The sequence below is a fragment of the Salinicola acroporae genome (genome assembly GCF_003206615.1).
Classification (GTDB): domain Bacteria; phylum Pseudomonadota; class Gammaproteobacteria; order Pseudomonadales; family Halomonadaceae; genus Salinicola; species Salinicola acroporae.
Genome location: NZ_PZJW01000001.1, coordinates 85,817 through 104,611 on the forward strand (window position 1 = coordinate 85,817; position 18,795 = coordinate 104,611).

The 18,795-nt window shown below is 63.5% G+C and carries 18 protein-coding genes and 4 tRNA genes; 12 read left to right on the plus strand and 10 right to left on the minus strand.

Going from position 1 to position 18,795, the window contains the following annotated elements:
- Positions 1 to 105: 105 nt before the first annotated feature.
- The 5 genes from trpC to DOM54_RS00390 all read right to left on the minus strand — a co-directional run bounded on the left by trpC (position 106) and on the right by DOM54_RS00390 (position 3,624).
- On the minus strand, positions 106 to 918 hold the full coding sequence (gene trpC / locus DOM54_RS00370; RefSeq protein ID WP_110714457.1) for an indole-3-glycerol phosphate synthase TrpC: 813 nt from the start codon (positions 916 to 918) through the stop codon (positions 106 to 108).
- Between the two features lie 34 nt (positions 919 to 952).
- Positions 953 to 1,972, minus strand: a complete 1,020-nt coding sequence (gene trpD, locus DOM54_RS00375) for an anthranilate phosphoribosyltransferase (protein WP_110714458.1) — start codon at positions 1,970 to 1,972, stop codon at positions 953 to 955.
- A gap of 22 nt (positions 1,973 to 1,994) precedes the next feature.
- Positions 1,995 to 2,582, minus strand: a complete 588-nt coding sequence (locus DOM54_RS00380; RefSeq protein WP_110714459.1) for an anthranilate synthase component II — start codon at positions 2,580 to 2,582, stop codon at positions 1,995 to 1,997.
- Positions 2,583 to 2,937: 355 nt separating this feature from the next.
- Complete coding sequence (locus tag DOM54_RS00385; RefSeq protein ID WP_162619732.1) at positions 2,938 to 3,294, minus strand: hypothetical protein; 357 nt, start codon at positions 3,292 to 3,294, stop codon at positions 2,938 to 2,940.
- A 254-nt stretch (positions 3,295 to 3,548) separates the two neighbouring features.
- A tRNA-Ala gene (locus tag DOM54_RS00390) sits at positions 3,549 to 3,624 on the minus strand.
- 378 nt (positions 3,625 to 4,002) lie between these two features.
- On the opposite strand from DOM54_RS00390, the gene DOM54_RS00395 reads away from it, so the two are divergent.
- The 6 genes from DOM54_RS00395 (at position 4,003) to DOM54_RS00420 (ending at position 7,735) form a co-directional block, all read left to right on the plus strand.
- Complete coding sequence (locus DOM54_RS00395) at positions 4,003 to 4,650, plus strand: response regulator (protein WP_110714461.1); 648 nt, start codon at positions 4,003 to 4,005, stop codon at positions 4,648 to 4,650.
- Between the two features lie 97 nt (positions 4,651 to 4,747).
- Positions 4,748 to 6,562: an excinuclease ABC subunit UvrC gene (gene uvrC / locus DOM54_RS00400; RefSeq protein ID WP_110714609.1), complete on the plus strand. Its 1,815-nt coding sequence runs from the start codon at positions 4,748 to 4,750 to the stop codon at positions 6,560 to 6,562.
- Between the two features lie 61 nt (positions 6,563 to 6,623).
- On the plus strand, positions 6,624 to 7,172 hold the full coding sequence (gene pgsA / locus DOM54_RS00405; protein WP_110598305.1) for a CDP-diacylglycerol--glycerol-3-phosphate 3-phosphatidyltransferase: 549 nt from the start codon (positions 6,624 to 6,626) through the stop codon (positions 7,170 to 7,172).
- 63 nt (positions 7,173 to 7,235) lie between these two features.
- A tRNA-Gly gene (locus DOM54_RS00410) sits at positions 7,236 to 7,310 on the plus strand.
- Between the two features lie 163 nt (positions 7,311 to 7,473).
- Positions 7,474 to 7,547 (plus strand) — tRNA-Cys (locus DOM54_RS00415).
- A gap of 101 nt (positions 7,548 to 7,648) precedes the next feature.
- Positions 7,649 to 7,735 (plus strand) — tRNA-Leu (locus DOM54_RS00420).
- A 655-nt stretch (positions 7,736 to 8,390) separates the two neighbouring features.
- Here DOM54_RS00420 and DOM54_RS00425 read toward each other — a convergent pair.
- Together DOM54_RS00425 and DOM54_RS00430 are read right to left on the minus strand one after the other, a co-directional pair.
- Positions 8,391 to 8,759: a hypothetical protein gene (locus DOM54_RS00425; RefSeq protein WP_110714462.1), complete on the minus strand. Its 369-nt coding sequence runs from the start codon at positions 8,757 to 8,759 to the stop codon at positions 8,391 to 8,393.
- A gap of 237 nt (positions 8,760 to 8,996) precedes the next feature.
- A complete protein-coding gene (locus DOM54_RS00430) occupies positions 8,997 to 9,869 on the minus strand; it encodes an arylamine N-acetyltransferase family protein (RefSeq protein WP_110714463.1) in 873 nt (290 codons plus the stop codon).
- A 559-nt stretch (positions 9,870 to 10,428) separates the two neighbouring features.
- Between DOM54_RS00430 and dusA the strand changes: the two genes are divergently transcribed.
- Positions 10,429 to 11,481 carry a tRNA dihydrouridine(20/20a) synthase DusA gene (dusA, locus tag DOM54_RS00440; protein ID WP_110714610.1) on the plus strand — a complete coding sequence of 351 codons (1,053 nt, stop codon included), beginning with the start codon at positions 10,429 to 10,431 and terminating at the stop codon, positions 11,479 to 11,481.
- Here the strand turns inward: dusA and DOM54_RS00445 are convergent.
- Genes DOM54_RS00445 through DOM54_RS00455 form a run of 3 tightly spaced genes read right to left on the minus strand, consistent with a single transcriptional unit; the run spans position 11,478 to position 13,974 of the window.
- Entirely contained in the window at positions 11,478 to 12,500 is a 1,023-nt protein-coding gene (locus tag DOM54_RS00445; RefSeq protein WP_110714465.1) for a succinylglutamate desuccinylase/aspartoacylase family protein, read from the minus strand. The genes dusA and DOM54_RS00445 overlap by 4 nt on opposite strands.
- Positions 12,501 to 12,554: 54 nt before the next feature.
- On the minus strand, positions 12,555 to 13,157 hold the full coding sequence (locus tag DOM54_RS00450; RefSeq protein ID WP_110714466.1) for a YceI family protein: 603 nt from the start codon (positions 13,155 to 13,157) through the stop codon (positions 12,555 to 12,557).
- Between the two features lie 55 nt (positions 13,158 to 13,212).
- Positions 13,213 to 13,974, minus strand: coding sequence for a CDP-alcohol phosphatidyltransferase family protein (locus DOM54_RS00455; protein ID WP_110714467.1), 762 nt, complete (start codon positions 13,972 to 13,974; stop codon positions 13,213 to 13,215).
- Between the two features lie 353 nt (positions 13,975 to 14,327).
- Here DOM54_RS00455 and DOM54_RS00460 point away from each other — a divergent pair, with 353 nt between their 5' ends.
- The 5 genes from DOM54_RS00460 (at position 14,328) to DOM54_RS00480 (ending at position 18,793) form a co-directional block, all read left to right on the plus strand.
- Positions 14,328 to 15,299, plus strand: coding sequence for a zinc-dependent alcohol dehydrogenase (locus tag DOM54_RS00460; RefSeq protein ID WP_110714468.1), 972 nt, complete (start codon positions 14,328 to 14,330; stop codon positions 15,297 to 15,299).
- Between the two features lie 122 nt (positions 15,300 to 15,421).
- Positions 15,422 to 15,820, plus strand: a complete 399-nt coding sequence (locus DOM54_RS00465) for a 6-pyruvoyl trahydropterin synthase family protein (protein WP_110598314.1) — start codon at positions 15,422 to 15,424, stop codon at positions 15,818 to 15,820.
- Positions 15,817 to 16,881, plus strand: coding sequence for a glycosyltransferase family 4 protein (locus DOM54_RS00470; RefSeq protein ID WP_110714469.1), 1,065 nt, complete (start codon positions 15,817 to 15,819; stop codon positions 16,879 to 16,881). Before DOM54_RS00465 ends, DOM54_RS00470 begins: the two co-directional genes overlap by 4 nt.
- Positions 16,881 to 17,807, plus strand: a complete 927-nt coding sequence (locus tag DOM54_RS00475) for a class I SAM-dependent methyltransferase (RefSeq protein WP_110714470.1) — start codon at positions 16,881 to 16,883, stop codon at positions 17,805 to 17,807. The genes DOM54_RS00470 and DOM54_RS00475 overlap by 1 nt, the downstream gene beginning before the upstream one ends.
- Positions 17,804 to 18,793 (plus strand): lysylphosphatidylglycerol synthase transmembrane domain-containing protein, encoded by a 990-nt coding sequence (locus DOM54_RS00480; protein WP_162619733.1) that lies wholly within the window; start codon positions 17,804 to 17,806, stop codon positions 18,791 to 18,793. The genes DOM54_RS00475 and DOM54_RS00480 overlap by 4 nt, the downstream gene beginning before the upstream one ends.
- Positions 18,794 to 18,795: the final 2 nt, after the last annotated feature.

Sequence of the window (18,795 nt, forward strand, 5' to 3'; positions counted from 1 at the left end):
ACCGGTGGCGGCCCGAGGCCGGTCGTTGGTTCCCAACCAACGCAAAGCGCCGCTCCCCGGTCATGGAGAGCGGCGCTCGAATGCCGGCGACGACGTCGCCAGCGACTAGAAAAACATCCGGCGCAGTGCGCTGCCGGGCTCTTCCTCACGCATGAACGCCTCGCCCACCAGGAAGGCGTTGACGTCGAACTCCCGCATTCGTTCGACATCATCACGGCTGTGGATGCCGGACTCGGTGACGACCGTGACGCCCTGGGGGATCCGCTTCAGCAGTTCGAAGGTGGTATTCAGCGAGGTCTCGAACGTGCGCAGATCGCGGTTGTTGATGCCCACCAGCGGCAGATCCAGCATCAGCGCCCGCTCGAGTTCGAAGATGTCGTGCACCTCCACCAGCACGTCCATGCCCAGCGCCGTTGCCTGCTGGTGGAGATCCTTGAGCTGCCCATCGCTCAGCGCCGCCACGATCAACAGGATACAGTCGGCACCAATGCCCCGGGCTTCCGCGATCTGGTAGCTGTCGATGATGAAATCCTTGCGGATCACCGGCAGCTCGCAAGCATCGCGCACGGCAATCAAGTCATCCTCGTGACCCTGAAAATAGTCGGCGTCCGTCAGTACCGACAGACAGCTCGCACCTGCCGCCGCGTAGTCGGCCGCGATATCAGCGGGTCGAAAGTCTTCGCGTATGATGCCCTTGGAGGGCGACGCCTTCTTGATTTCGGCGATGACGGCGGGGTCACCGCCCTCGATACAGGCATTGAGGGCGGCCACGAAACCGCGGGGCGCAGCCTGGGATTTCGCCCGCTCGAGCCACGCCTGCTCGCTGACGACGGGCCGGCGCTCGGCAATCTCCTCGCGCTTGCGGGCCAGTATCTTGGCCAGGATGGTCGGCAGTTCACTATCGGCGACATCGGTCATGTAGCGGTTCCTGTTGGACTTGTTCGGCGAGGACTCACTCGGCGAAGACGCGAGTGAAATCGGAAAGCTCCTTGAGCTTCTCCAGCGGCAGTTTGGAAGCCTGGGCGTCCTGGGCCATCAACACGCCCTCTTTCAGCGAATCGGCAATGCCAGCGGCAAACAGCGCCGCCCCCGCGTTGAGCGCGACGATATCGCCGGCCACGCCCTTGCCAACCAGCGCCTCCTTGACCAGCTTGAGGCTATCTTCGGCGGTCACGACCTTCAGCGACTCGAGCGATTGACGCTCGATGCCCAGCGACTCGGGCGTGATCGTGTATTCGTGGATCTCGCCATCGCGAAGTTCGGCTACCCGGGTCGGCGCCGCTACCGAGATTTCGTCCAGACCATCCTCGGCATGAACGACAAGCACGTGGCGGCTGCCCAGCTTGCGTAGCGATTGCGCCACCAGCGGCACGAGATGGGGCGCGTAGACACCCAGCAACTGATTGGGTGCGCCCGCCGGATTGGTCAACGGCCCGAGAATGTTGAAGACCGTGCGCACGCCCATCTCGCGACGCGGGGCGATGGCGTGACGCATCGCCTGATGGTGACGCGGCGCGAACATGAATCCGACGCCCACCTGCTCGATACAGCGGGCGATGGTCGCGGCATCGAGATCGAGATAGATCCCCGCAACGTCGAACAGATCCGCACTGCCGGCTGAAGACGAAACACCGCGATTGCCGTGCTTGGCGACGTGGCCGCCGGCAGCCGCGACGACGAAACTGGATGCGGTGGAGACGTTGAAGAGATTGGCGCCATCGCCCCCGGTGCCGACGATATCGACGACGTTGTCACAATCGATCGATACCGGCTGCATCAGCTCGCGCATGACCTGCGCCGCCGCCGTGATCTCGTCGGCGGTTTCGCCTTTCATCGCCAGCCCGATCAGGAAGCCGCCGATCTGCGCTTCGGTGGCCTCCCCCGTCATGATCGCCTGCATGATGGCGTGAGTATCCTCGTAGCTGAGGTCCTGGCGACGCATGACCGCGCCGATGGCATCCCGCATTTGCATGTTGGCTCCTCGCCTGTTCCAGTTAGCCGCGTCGTTTGAGGAAATTCGCCAGCAGCTCGTGACCTTGGCGAGACAGAATCGATTCGGGATGAAACTGCACCCCTTCGATATCCAGCGTCTTGTGCTTCAAGCCCATGATCAGTCCTGGCGTCGGATCGTCGTCGCCGACCCAGGCCGTGACTTCGAGACAGTCGGGCAGCGTCGTGGCATCCACTACCAGCGAGTGATACCGGGTCACCTCGAGCGGATCCTCGAGGCCCTCGAAAACCCCTTCACCGTGGTGACGAATGCGGGACGTCTTGCCATGCATCACCTGCGGCGCGCGCACCACATCGCCGCCGTAGACCTGGCCGATGGCCTGGTGCCCCAGGCAGACACCCAATATCGGAATCCTGCCGGCAAAGTGGCGGATCGCCTCCATTGCGATCCCGGCTTCATTGGGCGTGCACGGACCGGGCGATACCACCAGATGGCTCGGCTCATGCCGTTCGAGACCGGCAATATCCGTCTCGTCGTTGCGCACGGTCACGACATTCGCCCCCAACTCTCCCAGGTACTGGACGATGTTGAAGGTGAAGCTGTCGTAATTGTCGATCATGAGGACTGACATGGTGCAAGCTCCTGATATTCATACTAGATCGAGTAAAGGTCGTGATTGCTTACCCAGGTGATTACCCAAGTCGATCATTCCACCTATGCCAAACCCCACGAAGCGCAGCAGACAAACGAAAAATGCCGCCCCGAGGGACGGCATTTTCTACAGACGTCGGCATGCCGCCCTTGGATCAAAGGCGCCACCACCACTGGTTCGGTCTGTGCGTCGGATTCATGTTCATGGGCCGTATAGTGCCGTGGAGCGCCGATCACTGTCAACGCCGCCCTGCCGGGCATCGTGGCCGGGCCTACCGCCACCTCGACGCCGCGACATCTCATCCAGAGGCGACGCTCGCCATCCGGATAGAGGGTTACTCCTCGAGGGCACCCATCTCGAGATCCATCAACAAGTCGTCGATGTCGGGAAAGATGGGATCGACCGCTGACTGGCCCGACCGCCTTGGGCCCAGACGGACTCGCAGGAACTGCCAGAAAACCAGGCCGTAGCGGTCCATGTAGTGGCCGACTCGGGACTGCCTTGGTATCCCCTCGCCCTTGGCGAGCCGTTCGGCCAGGAAAGGAACGAGCCGCGCCTGGATTTCTTCGAAGGCTTCCATATCGGACGAAGCTTCGACCACCAGACCAGGCAATGCGGGCACCAATGCCTCCCAGCGTCGTCGGGACGTTGCCGTCGGCCGGATCACGACATCGAAAACGAACTCTCGCATACTCCCCCCCAGAACCATCGCGGCCAATCGGAAGCGGTCACCGGCACCAGCTGGCCACCTAGCACATTGTGCGAGAGGCACGCGCCATCAAATGGATAAGGACCCGTCATCAAGCGGACCAATTCATTCCCGAGGGGGAGGAGGAGAGACGGCAGCCCATCGGGGCATCGGTCAGGAATCGGATGGGGCATCGCGGTTTCGGGCATGAAAAAGCCGCTTTCACCAAGGTGAAAGCGGCTTTTTCATGAAGAATATGGTGGAGCCTAGCGGGATCGAACCGCTGACCTCAACACTGCCAGTGTTGCGCTCTCCCAGCTGAGCTAAGGCCCCAAAAACATGCTGCCCTGATGGACGCGACGCACTATAAAAGCCCCCTCCCTTCAGGTCAAGCCCCGTTCCTCGCGAGGCAACCGCATCGATGTCGCGGCGACCGCCTTGGAAGCGGGTCGACGCAAGACTTTGCCGGTCGCAAATTCACCGTCGAACATGGAGTATTTGGTCCAAGAACATGTCACACTACTTGACAGCGCAGACGTGAAACCTCCATCCGTAACGGACAAGCTCCGATGATGAAGATGTTGAGGTTGCTCGAGCGTTCGCCGGCTGGTTGAACGAGAGCGCATTACCAATCATAAACAAGGCTCGCCGGCTGCTGGCACAGCAGCCGATGGCAGGACCTTCAGGGGCAGCGGGAATTCAGGAGTCATCTTGATCAGGGTATTAGTAGCCGACGATCACCATCTGGTTCGCACGAGTATCGCGCGCGTCATGGCCAGCGAACCCGACATCGAGGTCGTTGCCGAAGCCGACAGCGGAGAAAGTGCGTTACAGAGCTGCCGGGAACACATGCCGGATATTGCAATGGTTGACATTCGGATGCCGGGAATCGGCGGTCTGGAGACCATTCTGAAACTCCTCAAGACCCAGCCCGACACCCGAATCATCGTACTGACGGGGCATGTCGAGGAGAGCACGGCGCAGCGTCTGATAGATTCCGGCGTGACCGGCTTCATCAGCAAGGGCACCGAACTGGATCTGATGATCGAGGCCGTGCGCCGGGTCGCGGAGGGAAAGCGCTTCATCAGCCCGGACATCGCCCAACGCGTGGTGCTGGCCCGCAGTGAGGGCCGCCAGAGCCCGTTCGACCAGCTCTCCCACCGCGAACTGCAGATCGCGACCATGATCATTCACTGTCACAAGGTCAGCCGTATCTCGGAACAGCTCTGCCTGAGCCCCAAGACGGTGAATACCTACCGCTACCGGATATTCGACAAGCTGAAAGTGCAGTCCGATGTGGAGTTGACGCACCTCGGCCTTCGGCATGGCCTGCTGGATGGTTTCGAACCCAAATCGTGAACACCAATCGAGCGCGCTGAAAATGCAGGGAGCCCACCGTGCTCGCACGGGACTTTGATATACTCGGGGCATGAGTGAACTCTCGATCGATACCCCATTGCGCTTCGACGCCAAGCACTTCCTGAAATCGGTCTCGGAGTCGCCGGGCGTCTATCGCATGCTCGACGAACAGGCCAACGTGCTCTATGTCGGCAAGGCCAAACGCCTGAAGCCGCGACTCGCCAGTTACTTCCGCGGCGCCTTGAATGCCAAGACCCAGGCGCTCGTGGCACGCATTCAGGACATCCAGATCACGGTCACACGCAGCGAGACCGAAGCCCTGCTGCTGGAGCAGACCCTGATCAAGGAGCTGCGGCCACCCTATAACATTCTGTTGCGCGACGATAAGTCCTACCCTTACGTCTTCGTTACCGATCGCCACGCTTACCCTGCACTCGAGTTCAAGCGCGTTCGCCAGAAGCGACGCGACGGCCGTTATCTCGGCCCTTACCCGAGCTCGACCGCAGTGCGCGAGAGCCTCTCGCTGATGCAGAAGATATTTCGCATCCGCAACTGCGAGGATAGCGTGTTCGCGCACCGGCACCGACCGTGCCTGCAATACCAGATCAAACGTTGCAGCGCACCCTGTGTCGATTACATCAGCGAAGCCGACTACCGCCAGGATATCGAGCATGCCGTGATGTGCCTCGAGGGACGCAGCGAGCAGGTGACTCAGCAACTGACCGCAAGCATGGAACGCGCCAGCGATGCACTCGACTTCGAGGAAGCGGCCCGCTTGCGCGACCAGATCCAGCAATTGCGCCGGCTGCAGGAAAAGCAGTTCGTCGATAACGCCGATGGCGATGCCGACATTTTTGCCCTGGCCGAGCAACCCGGCGGGCTCTGTATCAGTGTCCTGTCGATTCGCCAGGGTCGCATGATGGGCGCGCGTCATCACCAGCCCGACAATGGCCTGGACCTGGGGGCCGAGGAGCTGCTCAGCGAGTTCGTCAGCCAGTTCTATCTCGGCCAGTCCAAGGAGATCCCGCTCGAGATCATCGCCTCCCACCCGTTGACCGATAGCGAGTTGCTGCAATCGGCATTGAGCGAACATGCCGGTCGGCGCATTCGGGTCGCGTCTCAGGTACGGGGCCACCGCGCCCAGTGGCGCCGGCTGGCCATCACCAATGCCGAGCAGCACTTGGCGACCCAGCTTGCCAACCGCAGCCAGTTGGGCAAGCGTTTCGAGTCGCTGCGCCAGGCGCTGGATATCCCGGTCGCCCCCGCCCGGCTCGAGTGTTTCGATATCAGCCACAGCCACGGCGAAGCGACCGTGGCGTCCTGTGTCGTGTTCGACCAGAACGGTCCGGCCAAATCCGACTATCGACGCTTCAATATCGAAGGGGTGGCCGCGGGCGATGATTATGCGGCGATGCGCCAGGCCTTGACCCGACGCTTCAAGCGACTGCAGAAAGGTGAAGGCAAGCTGCCCGACATCCTGATCGTCGATGGTGGCAAGGGCCAGTTGAACATGGCGCGGGAGGTGTTGGCCGAGCTGGAAGTCGTCGGCGTCGCGTTGATCGGCGTCGCCAAGGGGACGACCCGGAAGGCCGGCCTGGAGACGCTGTTCATCGAGACGGTGGACCGCACCCTCAACCTCGATACCAGTTCACCGGCACTGCACCTGATCCAGCACATCCGCGACGAGGCCCACCGCTTCGCGATTACCGGCCACCGTCAGCGCCGTGACAAGCAACGTCGGACCTCATCGCTGCAGGATATTCCCGGCGTCGGCCCGAAACGTCGCCGAGAACTGTTACGCTTCTTCGGCGGCCTGCAGGGCGTGCGCAAGGCAACCCGGGACGACCTTTCCCGCGTTCCGGGCATCAACGAGCAGATGGCGGCCACCATACATCAGGCGCTCCATGGATGAGCGCACACAGCAGGCGTAAAATGCCCGACTCTCATCTCCCAGTAAGGACGCTAGCGGCACGATGAACATTCCCAATATGCTCACTCTGGCAAGAATCGTGTTCATCCCGCTAATGGTGGTGTTGTTCTACTTGCCCTACGCCTGGAGCCTGCTGGTGACGGCAGCCCTGTTCGGGCTGGCGGCCATCACCGACTGGCTGGACGGTTACCTCGCCAGGCGCTGGGACCAGAGCACGCCGTTCGGCGCTTTTCTGGATCCCGTCGCGGACAAGGTCATGGTCGCCGTCGCCCTGGCGCTGCTGATCGAGCGCTACGAGGCGTTCTGGCTGACGCTGCCGGCACTGGTCATCATCGGTCGCGAGATCGTCATATCCGCGCTGCGCGAGTGGATGGCGGAGATCGGGCAGCGCAAGCGGGTAGCCGTCTCCTGGATCGGCAAGTCGAAGACCACGCTGCAGATGATCTCGCTGCTGCTGCTTCTGGGCTTCCCGCCGCTCTCTCCGATCGCCAACATCGGCATCGTGCTGCTCTATGCAGCGGCCAGTCTGACCCTGTGGTCGATGATCCAGTATCTCAGGGCGGCGTGGCCGGAACTCACCCGCTCGCTATAAGCGAAAAGTGACATAAGCGTTTGACAGGTACGCACTTATCCTTATAATGCGACGGCGTGTTCAGCGGGAATAGCTCAGTGGTAGAGCATTGCCTTGCCAAGGCGAGGGTCGGGAGTTCGAATCTCCTTTCCCGCTCCAAACACGAAGTGTCATGGAAACGGTAAGCGAAGGTCGGGAGCTGGAACGCCAGCCCGGTCGATCTCCTTTCCCGCTCCAAACACGAATCTCGATCCTGCCGATTCGACGCGAATTGTCATGGTAATGACAGATCGGAAGACATATCTGCAGTGAATCGACGAAAGGCTGGATGGCAGAGTGGTTATGCAGCGGACTGCAACTCCGTGTACGCCGGTTCGATTCCGACTCCAGCCTCCACTTCTTCTTGGCGGTGAATCCTTCATGATTCGATCGTCATGTCGGCCAACGGCGCTCAGCCTGGGCCAAGGCCCCGGAAAAAAAGTGGCCGAATACGTCCAGCCCGGATGGCGAAATTGGTAGACGCAAGGGATTTAAAATCCCTCGGTGGCAACACCGTGTCGGTTCGAGCCCGACTCCGGGCACCATCTTCCGACTCGCTGCCGATTATCAACCGATAGTCATCTTCCCTCGTTCGAGTTGCTTCGCCCCTCCCCGTATGATTACCCGAGCCGGACCGGTAACCCGGTAACGTAGTCAGACTGTCGGTTTTCCTGCCATGAGAACGCGCCCATCGACCGCCTTCTGGTCAGCGTGGCAGGACGAAGTGCGGAAGAAAAAGCGACCCGGTGGCACACGGAAAGAGTCGCCATATGCACCGGGTCGAAGTTGTCGCAGGGAAGCGACACGAACCAATAGCGAATCCGAATCGCATCGACATCCGCCCGGTTACCGGCAATGAACTCGCGCCTCAGACCGTCTGGTGACTGTTCTATCGGCCAGCACCCCGATGACTTGAGCCCGACGCCCTGGACTTGGCGCCGTGCGCCTCGGAATCGCTGTGCCTGGCCTGAACGTCGACCCGCAAGTCGCTTCCGGCCAAGGCCACCGCCACCCGATCCCTCGCCCGGTAATGCCGCACGACCGCTCGACGGCGCATTGAAACCAGGCCGGCGGGGCAGAAAAAAACCCTGGTCAGGCGAAGGACCAGGGAGATTGGCGACGACGGGAGGTCTCACGAAGGCGCCCCGGACTCTCGGGGCGCGAGACAGAATGTTCTGTGACTGCGATCCTGCGTGGCGCTCAGTCGATGCTGGCAAACGTCATTTCGACATGGCCGCGATCCGTTGGCTGGCCAACACTCTGCAGCGCCTGAGCGGCCGCCACGCTTTGCCCGCCGCCGACCAAGCCGTCGTTACCCGCCGGGATATTGGTAGCACGCATGGTACTGGCGGAGACATAGGTCAAGGCCTCGTCGGCGGCGTCGCTGTGGCCACCATCGACCGGATTGATTCGGTACTGGGTCGGCAGCGTCTGGAACTCGGAAGTCTGCTGTGTGTTCAGTGCTTGCTGCTGGCTGGCAAAGGCCTCTTCGGCCTGAGCGCTATTGGCCTGAGCGGCCGTGGGCAGCGCGATGGCCAGTGCGATTGCCGCGAGAATGGAAGTTTTCATGATTCGTTCTCCAATGATGTTTTTTCGTTTTCTTTCTTCGGTTGGCCACTGGGCCTTGACCGTTGATGACATTATGGGAACGAGACAGTTAGCATGCGAATCGAAGACCTCGAAAGCGACTATCGCCGAAATCGATAGGCCGCCATGAGCGCCGCGCACACCAGCACTGGCCTCTCGCGCGGCTGACGTGATGGTCCATCCAGAGACGACGCCTGGCGCGGTTATCCTCCTCCTTGCTCATGAAGATGCGGCTTCGTCCTGGGCCTGTGCAGAAGCGGCGATGCGCTCCAGTACCGGAATCCAGCAGGACTCGACGTTCAACCCGAATCGTTCGCCAAGGGTGTCGACCATCTCCTCGACCGTGAGGTAGCGCTCTTCGACCTCTCCCGTCACCCGCGCCACCTTCAACCGATTGCTAGCCAAGGTGTAACGCGCTTCAGGTGTGGTCATGGCCACCATCAACCGGCTGCGAAAGTGTGATTCCGGGTAGCGGGATACATAGTGGTTGGCCATCTGGCAATCGATGGGCTCCCAGGGAAAATCGAGAACTTCGTACAGGGCCTGCCAGACGTGATCATGATGCGACTCGACCATGAAGCCGCTCATCGTCTTGCGCAGCCGATAAGCACCGTGGGCATACTGCTGGGGACGCTCCGGCTGCCAGACGAGCGGCTCATTGGGCATGAAACTGCCGAAACCGACATCCACCAACCACAGGGCGTCGTCCACTACCACTTTCAAGGATGCATGTGTCGCGGCCGGGGCAGGGCCTTCCAGCTCGTGGCCGACCCATACCCGGGCCAGATGGATTTCCACCGAATACCCCAGCGCTTGCAGCACACGCTGCAGCAGGCTGGTGTGTTCGAAACAGTAACCTCCCCGTTGTCGACGAAGCATCTTGTCATCGATGGCGGTCGGATCGAGCGAGATCTCCCGCCCCAGCAATACATCGATAGCCTCGAAGGGAATGGAGGCCATGTGATGGGCCATGATGGAGCGTAGAGTCCCCAGCGTCGGGGGCAAGGCACCCGAGAGTCCGATACGCTTCAAATAGGCTGATAGATCGACGCTGGCCATCGCCTGGCCGGAGAGTGGAACGATAGCTGACATGATGGAGCTCCTCTGAACGACGAGCGCAGCGTAATTCCTCGACTTTACTTGAGGTCAAGCCCGTGATGATCCAGTGAAGCCCGCTCGAAATATCCTTTCGGGAGAACCTGGCGGCACCACCATGAACGACGCTACCCGCACTCCCCGAACACCGGGTCGCCTGACTACAGCCTTGGGCCGGATTCATCTATGTCGGCGCACCGCATCGAGAAGGACTTCGCTGTCACGGAAGCCCTCTCTTCCCTGCAATGGCGCGCTACCGCCCCACGCCACCGGAAGTCGCCCGGCGCGCTGAGCTCCAGCTCTCGGCGCTTGGCCCATTCTTCGGCCATCGCCTTGCGCGGGAAGGTCCGCGATTCTGTATCATCCTCTCTCCCTCGGCGGGCGATGCGGATCCGAGCCAGGTATGAGAAACTGCCGTCCTTTTTCCGCCGCTCGACGATGGTGGCCACAGCCCCTCCCGACATGTGACAAATCCGGTCGCCGCACGGTGCCAGGTTTGTGACTACACGACACGTAAAACGCGGCAAAACCAATGTAAACACAACCAGTTATGGCCATGACCGAACACGCCACAAACCGTGGGAACGCTACAACCACACGGCCTGCGTTGGACAGGACCTTCTCCGTCGCGCCCATGATGGACTGGACCACCCGGGACTATCGTGCCTTCGCCCGCTGTCTGACTCGCCGCACGCTACTGTATACGGAGATGGTCACCACCGGCGCGATTCTGCATGGCTCGCCGCGGGAGCGTTTCCTGGGATATGACGCTGTCGAGCATCCGCTGGCGCTGCAATTGGGTGGCAGCGATCCCGGTGAACTGGCCGAATGCGCGGCCATCGCCGAGGCGTGGGGCTACGACGAGGTCAACCTGAACGTGGGCTGTCCGAGCGATCGGGTGCAGAACAATCTGATCGGCGCCTGCCTGATGGGTTATCCCGACAAGGTGGCCGACGCCGTCGCCGCCATGCGCCGCGCGGTATCGATTCCCGTTACGGTGAAATGCCGCATCGGGATCGACGACCAGGACGAGGATGCCGATCTCGAGCGCTTCATCGATCGGGTCGCTGGCGCCGGCTGCGACACCTTCATCGTGCACGCCCGCAAGGCGTGGCTCCAGGGGCTGTCTCCCAAGGAGAATCGCGACGTCCCGCCACTCAACTATCCCCGCATCTATCGGCTCAAGGCACAGCATCCCGAACTGCATATCGGGATCAATGGCGGTATCAAGACGCTGGAAGCCTGCAGGGGGCATCTGGACGCTGGCGCGGATAGCGTGATGATCGGTCGGGAGGCCTACCAGAATCCGTGGCTGCTGGCCGACGTCGACAGCACCCTCTACGGTGTCGAGCCCCCGGCCACCAGCCGCCACGAGGCGGCGCGGGCCTTTCGTCCCTACGTGATGGAACGGCTGGCTGAAGGCGTCAAGCTCAACCATATCACCCGGCATCTGCTGGGGCTGTTCCAGGGCTGTGCCGGCGGCAGGCGTTTCCGACGCTACCTTTCGGAAAGCGCCCACAAGGAGGGCGCCGGTATCAGCGTCTACGACGACGCTATCGGCCTGGTCGACGAGCGTGGGCTGGCCGAGCCAGCCCGAGAGCGCGCCTAGAAGCCGGTCGTCTCGTAACGCGACTGGAAGCTCTCCACCGCGTTCTCGACATCGTCGATCTCCTGGTAACGGGCGACGTGAAACAGCGCCTCGCCCTCGTTGACCAGCGGCAGGTTGCTCATGCCGATGACGATGCCATCAGCGTTGGCCACGACCGGCGCTTCATCGTTGCCGAAGGGATCGGCCACCACGCCCAGCGACTGATGCTTGGCGACCCGCGCACCCAGTCTGACGCGCGGCCTCAGAATGCCGTCGATCGGCGCCCTGGCCCAGCTCGAACCGTTGGCCACTTCGGCGGGAGGTGGCGTACGCCGGCGGCTGTCGGCCGGCAGCATGCCGATCAGGCGCATCACACGCCGGATTCCCCTCACGCCGGGCGCGATCGCCCACTCGTCGAAGCGCAGCGCCTCGCCAGCCTCGTAGGTAAGCACGGGAACGCCACGATTCTGGGCGTACTCGCGCAGGCTCCCCTCGCGCAGCTCCGCGTTGAGGATTACCGGCACGCCGAACGCCTCGGCCATGGCATGGGTTTCGCGGTTCTGGCGCAGTTGGGAACGAATCTGGGGCAGGTTAGTGCGGTGAATGGCACCGGTGTGCAAGTCGATGATGTGGGTGGCCCGATCGACCATCTCCTCCCGCATCAGTGCGGCGATGCGAGAGCCTAGCGATCCGCCCTCACTCCCCGGGAAGCAGCGATTGAGATCGCGCCGGTCCGGCAGGTATCGCGACTGCTGGACGAAGCCGAAGACATTGACGACGGGCACGGCGATCAGCGTCCCGCGCAATCGCGACAAGTTCGGCAGCCGCAACAGCCGGCGCACGATTTCGACACCATTGAGCTCGTCGCCGTGAATCGCGCCGCAGACAAGCAACACCGGGCCAGGCTGGCGACCGTGGACCACCTCTACCGGAATATGCATAGGCGCGTGGGTATAGAGCTTGGCCACCGGGACATCGACCTGCCGGCGCGTGCCCGGTTCGATTCGCTCGCCGACGAGGGTGAAGGCTTCCTGCGCCATGACAATCCTTGACAATGGTTGGGTCGGTAGTGACGAGATCGTGAAACCCTCACGTCAGCGGGAGAGGGCATCCCGCTGGATCGCTTCCAGCTCGAAGATCAGCGTCACATGATCACCGACCATACCGTTGTCGACGCCATAATCCATCCCCCAGTCACTACGATCGAGAGCGCCCCGAACCGACAATCCCAGCGTGGGCCGCCTGTGCCCGAACGGATAGACCGCATCCCGGTTCAACGTGACGTCCAGCGTGACCGGCTCGGTGCGCCCCAGCAGCGCGAGCTTGCCATTCAGCGTACCGGTCGTCGGGGAGGAGGGCTCGAAATCCGTGGCTACGAAATGTATCCGCGGGTGATGGTCCGCATCCAGAAAGTCGTGCCCCCGCAGATGCTCGTCACGAGCGTCGAGATTGGTGAAGACGCTGGCGGCCTGGATCGTGACCTCCGCCGAGACCAACCGCTGCGCCTCGCGATCGTAGACGAAGGTGCCCTCGCCCTTCAGGAACTGCCCAAGCAGGTTCTCGTAACCCAGATGATCCACCATGAACGCGATGGAGAAATGTTCGGGATCGATATCGAAGCGCTGCGGCTCGGCGCTTGCCGGCGACGACGCGAGCAGCGCCAGTGCGGGGAGAAGATTCAACCAAGCGCGTCTCATGACGAACTCCTTGCGGGGAAATCGACCCAAAAATCGCGCGAGACGGCGACGCCGCTCACAGCTCGATGTCTCCGGCAGGACGACGACGCCAGAGCCAGACGATGTCGCGGCCGAACGAAAGGACCAGCAATAGTGCCGCGACCAGCGTAAAAGCGGTCGCCCATGACGGTTCGACGAAGGGAAGCAGGCAGACCATCAGCGTCGACACCTGCCAGACGCAGACCGTCTTGCGAAAATAGCTCTCTGGCAGGGTGCGATTGAGCCACGGCGTGTAGAACCCAGCGATCAGGAACGCATAGCGGGCCAGTCCGATGACCAGAATCCAGGCCCCCACCTTGTCCAGGGCGATCAATGCCACGCACAGCACGACGATGAAAAACGCATCCAGCTCCATGTCGAATCGCGCGCCGAAGGCGCTCGACGACCCAGTCCGTCGCGCCACCCAACCATCGATGCCGTCGAGGGCCAATGCCAGCAACGACAACGCTGCGATACCTTCGGCGTGGCGCTGGATGAAATCCGGATAGACCACGACGCCGGCGACGACCGCGATCAGCACCGCTCGGAGCAGGGTGACACGGTTCGCCCAGCCGAGCCCCTGCCGCGAGGCTGGCCAGGCCCAGAGCACTGCCGTGGCGATCGCCAGGTAGATGCCGCCGGCCGTGAGACGCAGGCCCGATGGTGCCGAGAATGCCCAGTGCACCCACTCGGTGAGCAGGCCGACCAGTGCGAGCCCCGCGCCCATCTCGACCCAGCCGCGCAGGGATCTTCCCCGCCGGGAAGCCGCTGCCGAGATACGTGTCGATGAGTGTCGCATCGGCGACCTCCTCCCTGATGATGGCTCGCGCCCCGACCTGTCGTGACGCCAGAGCGCGATGCCCTTCTCCAATCGATACGCTACCGGTACAAGTTTGGATGCAATTCGACCGATTTGCGAGAATGGCGGGTCATCGTGGCGATCGACGGGGCCAGCAACGCCGAGAGATGGCCGACTTCCAGGCCATGCACTTCGCCTCGGCGGCCCTTCGACGCCGCCATCGAAGCGAAGAAATCTTATTCATCATTTTATTCTTGTACACCATTTGTACAATTCCAATTCGCCATACTCTGCCATACTCTCAGCAGGACGATGAACCGCCACCCGATCTGCCCCAAGGAACGGATACCGCAATGACGACGCCTTACGCTCACGCCTTCTGGTCTCTCGGCAACGGCAACGGCGAAATTCGCCAGGCCGAGCTGAGTGTCAGCGGTGACTTGATGATCCGCACCTGCTACTCCGCCATCAGCCGGGGCAGCGAGACGCTGGTCTTCAATGGCCAGGTACCGGCGAGTGAATACCAGCGGATGCGGGCGCCCTTTCAAAGCGGCGAGTTCCCCGGCCCGGTCAAGTACGGCTACTCCAATGTCGGCGTCGTCGAGCAGGGAGCGCATGACTGGCACGGGCGCTATGTCTATTGCCTTCACCCTCACCAGACCCACTACCGGGTCGGCGTCGACGACGTCGTGCCGCTGCCACCCGGCGTGCCCCCGCAGCGCGCGATACTCGGCGCCAACATGGAAACGGCGCTCAACGCCCTGTGGGACGCGGCGCCGGGAATCGGCGACCGAATCAGCGTCGTCGGCGCTGGCGTCGTCGGCGCCCTGGTGGCCTGGCTCTGCGCCCGATTGCCCGGGACGCGCGTCCAGTTGATCGATATCGACGAGCGCAAGCGCTTCCTCGGCGAAGCACTGGGGGTGGACTTCCACACCCCCGAAACCGCCGAGGCCGAACAGGATCTGGTCGTGCACGCCAGCGCATCGGACGCCGGCCTGCAAAGTGCCCTCTCACTGGCGGGGTTCGAGGCCACCGTGCTGGAAATGAGCTGGTACGGCAGCCGCGAGGTCAACCTGCCACTCGGCGAGGCATTTCACGCCCGCCGCTTGACGCTGCGCTCCAGTCAGGTCGGCAGCGTATCGCCCGGACACCGCCCTCGCTGGAATCACCAGCGGCGACTGGCGCTGGCACTGGCGCTGCTCGATCACGACTGTCTGGACGTGCTGATCAGTGGAGAGAGCCATTTCCGGGATCTGCCCGAAACGCTCAAGCGACTGAGCCAGCGTGACGACGATACGCTCTGCCAGCGCATCCGCTACGGCTGACGCGACGTACCTCATGGTGCCAGCCCGGTCATCGCACGCTTCGCCAGGCCGGTTCGCCAGGGACAGCAAGACGCAAATTCGGCAACGGCCCCATACGGCCGACTCAGCAAGGAGCGAGAGGAATGTTCAGCTTGACCGTTCGCGATCACATGATGATCGCTCACAGCTTCAACAGCGAGACCTTCGGCCCGGCGCAGAAGCTTCACGGCGCGACGTACGTGGTCGACGCCACCTTCAAGCGCCCCGAGCTCGACCAGGACGATCTCGTCGTCGATATCGGTTTGGCCAGCGAGACGCTGAAGCGCGTGCTCGGTGAATTCACCTTGGGCAACCTCGACGAGATCGGCGAATTCAAGGGCCGCAACACCACCACCGAATTCATGGCCAAGGTCGTCTTCGACCGACTCTCCCACGCCATCCGCGAGGGCGAGCTGGGTGACGGCGGCCGCCATCTCACCGCCCTGACCGTGACCCTGCACGAGTCCCACGTGGCCTGGGCGAGCTACGAAGGGGGGTTATGAGCGACTTCACGCTGATCGTCGCCGGCGACCCCGGCCAGTTGACCGGCGGCTACGTCTACGATGCGCGCATCGCCGAGGCGCTGCGCGCCACCGGCTGGAACGTCGACGTCGTCGGGCTCGAGGGACGCTTTCCCGAACCGGATGCCGTCGCCGCCCACGCCCTGGACAGCGCCTTGACCGCACTGGCGGACGGCAGCCGGGCCGTGATCGACGGGCTTGCCATGGGCGGGCTACCGGCCATCGTCGAGCGTCACGCGTCGCGGCTGTCGATCACCGCGCTGGTGCACCACCCTCTCGCCGACGAAACCGGCCTGGGCGCCCCGGAGCAGCAGCGCTTCCGCATCAGCGAGACCCGCGCCTTGGCCGCGGCCGGGAGCGTCATCGTCACCAGCGTCTTCACCGCCCGGCGGCTTCGCGACTTCCAGGTGCCGGCCGAGAAGATCGCGGTCATCGAGCCTGGCGTCGAGCCCGGCCCCCTGGCGAGCGGCGATGGCAGCGGCACGCCTCGCCTGCTGTGTATCGCCACGGTGACGCCGCGCAAGGGCCAGGATCTGCTGGTCGAAGCGCTGGCGGGCCTGACCTCGCTGCCGTGGCAGTGCGATCTGATCGGCGCGCTGGACCGAGCCGACACCTACGTCGCCAAGGTGCGCAAGGCCATCGACGAACACGGGTTGGGCGAACGTATCCGGTTACTGGGCTCGCAGCCCGCCGAGCGCCTGTCCGAGCATTACCGGCAAGCCGATCTCTTCGTGCTGCCCTCGCACTACGAAGGCTACGGCATGGTAGTCACCGAAGCGCTCGCCCATGGCTTGCCGGTCGTCACCACGACGGGCGGCGCCCTGGCCCATACGCTGCCCGACGGCGCCGGTATCAAGGTGGCACCGGGAGACGTGGTGGCGCTGCGTCATGCGCTCGAACGCATGCTGCAAGACACGGAGACCTACCAGCGCTACCGGGAAGGGGCCAGCGCGTGTCGCGATACCCTGACCGACTGGCACGCCGCCGCCGCCGCCTTCGGTCAGGCCCTGAAGCGCTCGGACACGAGAGAGGCAATGCGCTGATGCCGACCTCGACGCCCCCCGCCACCGACGCGCTGTTCAGCGATCAATGGCTGACGCTGAGGGAGCCCGCCGATCACAGGGCAAGAGATGCCCAGCTCACCCACGCCGCAGATCAATGGCTGATGCGCCGCGCCGCAACGAACCAGCCGGGGGACCCGCGGTCGTTCAGGACACGACGCACCCTGGTTGACCTGGGTTGCGGCAGCGGCTCCAACCTGCGCTACCTCGCACCCCGCCTGCAGGGCGCCCAGCGGTGGCGGCTGATCGATCACGACGCCGGGCTGCTGGCTCAGGCCCGACAGCGCTGCGAGTCGCTGGCGAGTGCCGACGACCAACCGATCCATCTCGAGACCAACCAAATGAGCCTGACGGTGGCCTGGCAGCACCACCTGGAAGGCGCCGATCTGGTCACCGCCTCGGCGCTATTCGACCTGCTGACGGCCGATGCCATCGAGGCATTGGCCGATGCCTGCCAGCGTAGCGGCTGCGCGGTACTGTTCGCGCTCAGTATCGATGGCCTGATCCGTTTCCACGACGCCAGCGGCAGTGCGCTTGAAGACGATGACGATCGCTTCATGCTCGCCGCGCTCCAGGCCCATCAACATCGCGACAAGGGGGGTGGCCCGGCGGTGGGCGGCGAAGCCCCCCGCAGACTTCGCGAGAGCTTCCACCGTCGCGGCTACCATATCCGTGAAGCCGCCACCCCCTGGCGACTCGGGCCGGAGTCGCAGCCTCTCACCGAAGCGCTAATGGCCGGCTGGCGCAAGGCGCTTCACGAGCAACTGCCGCAGCAGCGGGATCGTGTCGACCAGTGGCATGGCCACCATCTCGACGGCCTGCGGCGTGGCCAAGTGACGTTGACCGTGGGTCATCGGGACCTGCTGGCGACCCCGTCCGACGCAACGCCCCCAGGAGCGCGAGCGTGAATCGGTGGTTGTCGCCGTGGCTACGGCTGGCCGTGACGCTGGCACTGCTGGGCGTACTGGCGTGGAGACTGGATACCGGCCAGTTGCTGGAGAGGCTCATGGCGCTATCGCCGGCCTGGGTTGCGCTCGCGGTCCTGCTTGGCCTCCCCCAGATCGCGATTTCGGCCTGGCGCTGGAGAATGACCGCGCATCGGGTCGGCATCGCGCTACGGTGGCCCACGGCCATCCGCGAGTACTACCTGGCCACCTTCCTGAATCAGGTCCTGCCGGGCGGCGTCCTGGGGGACGCGGCTCGGGCCTGGCGCCACGGCAATACCCCGACAAACGCCAGTGGCGACCAGCCATCGCCCTCGGGACCAGCGCTACGCGCCGTGATCATCGAGCGCGCCTCCGGCCAGGTGGCGCTGCTGCTGGTGGCGGTCACCGCCGTCTCGCTCTCGCCGGCGCTACGCCACGGCATCGTTCAGGCATGGCAAACCTGGGCGACGACCCTGGCATGGCTGCTGCTGGCGGCACTGCTACTGGTCGGCATCATCGTCGGCGTCTCGAGGCGGCGACGCGGGCGGGCCCTGGCAACCTTCGGCCGGGACATCAGGCGGGCGTTGCTGACGGCGTCGGTATGGCCCGCCCAGCTGGTCAGCTCGCTGCTGGTCATCGCCACCTACGTCGCCGTCTTTCTCTGCGCCGCCCAGGCCCTCGGCCTTCAGCGGCCGCTCTGGCAGTTGCTGCCGCTGATCCCGCCCCTACTGATGGCCATGGCGATCCCCTTGACCGTCGCGGGTTGGGGGCTACGGGAAGGCGCCGCCGCGGTGATCTGGCCCCTGGCTGGCCTCCCGGCCCAAGAGGGCGTCGCGCTGTCCGTGGCCTACGGCCTGCTCGTACTCGCCGCCAGCCTGCCGGGATTGGGAGTGCTGTTGTGGGACCGTCGGGGGAACCGGGCAGTCTCGCTTCGCCGCAAGCTGGTATCGGAGGGCAATCCCGGATGAGA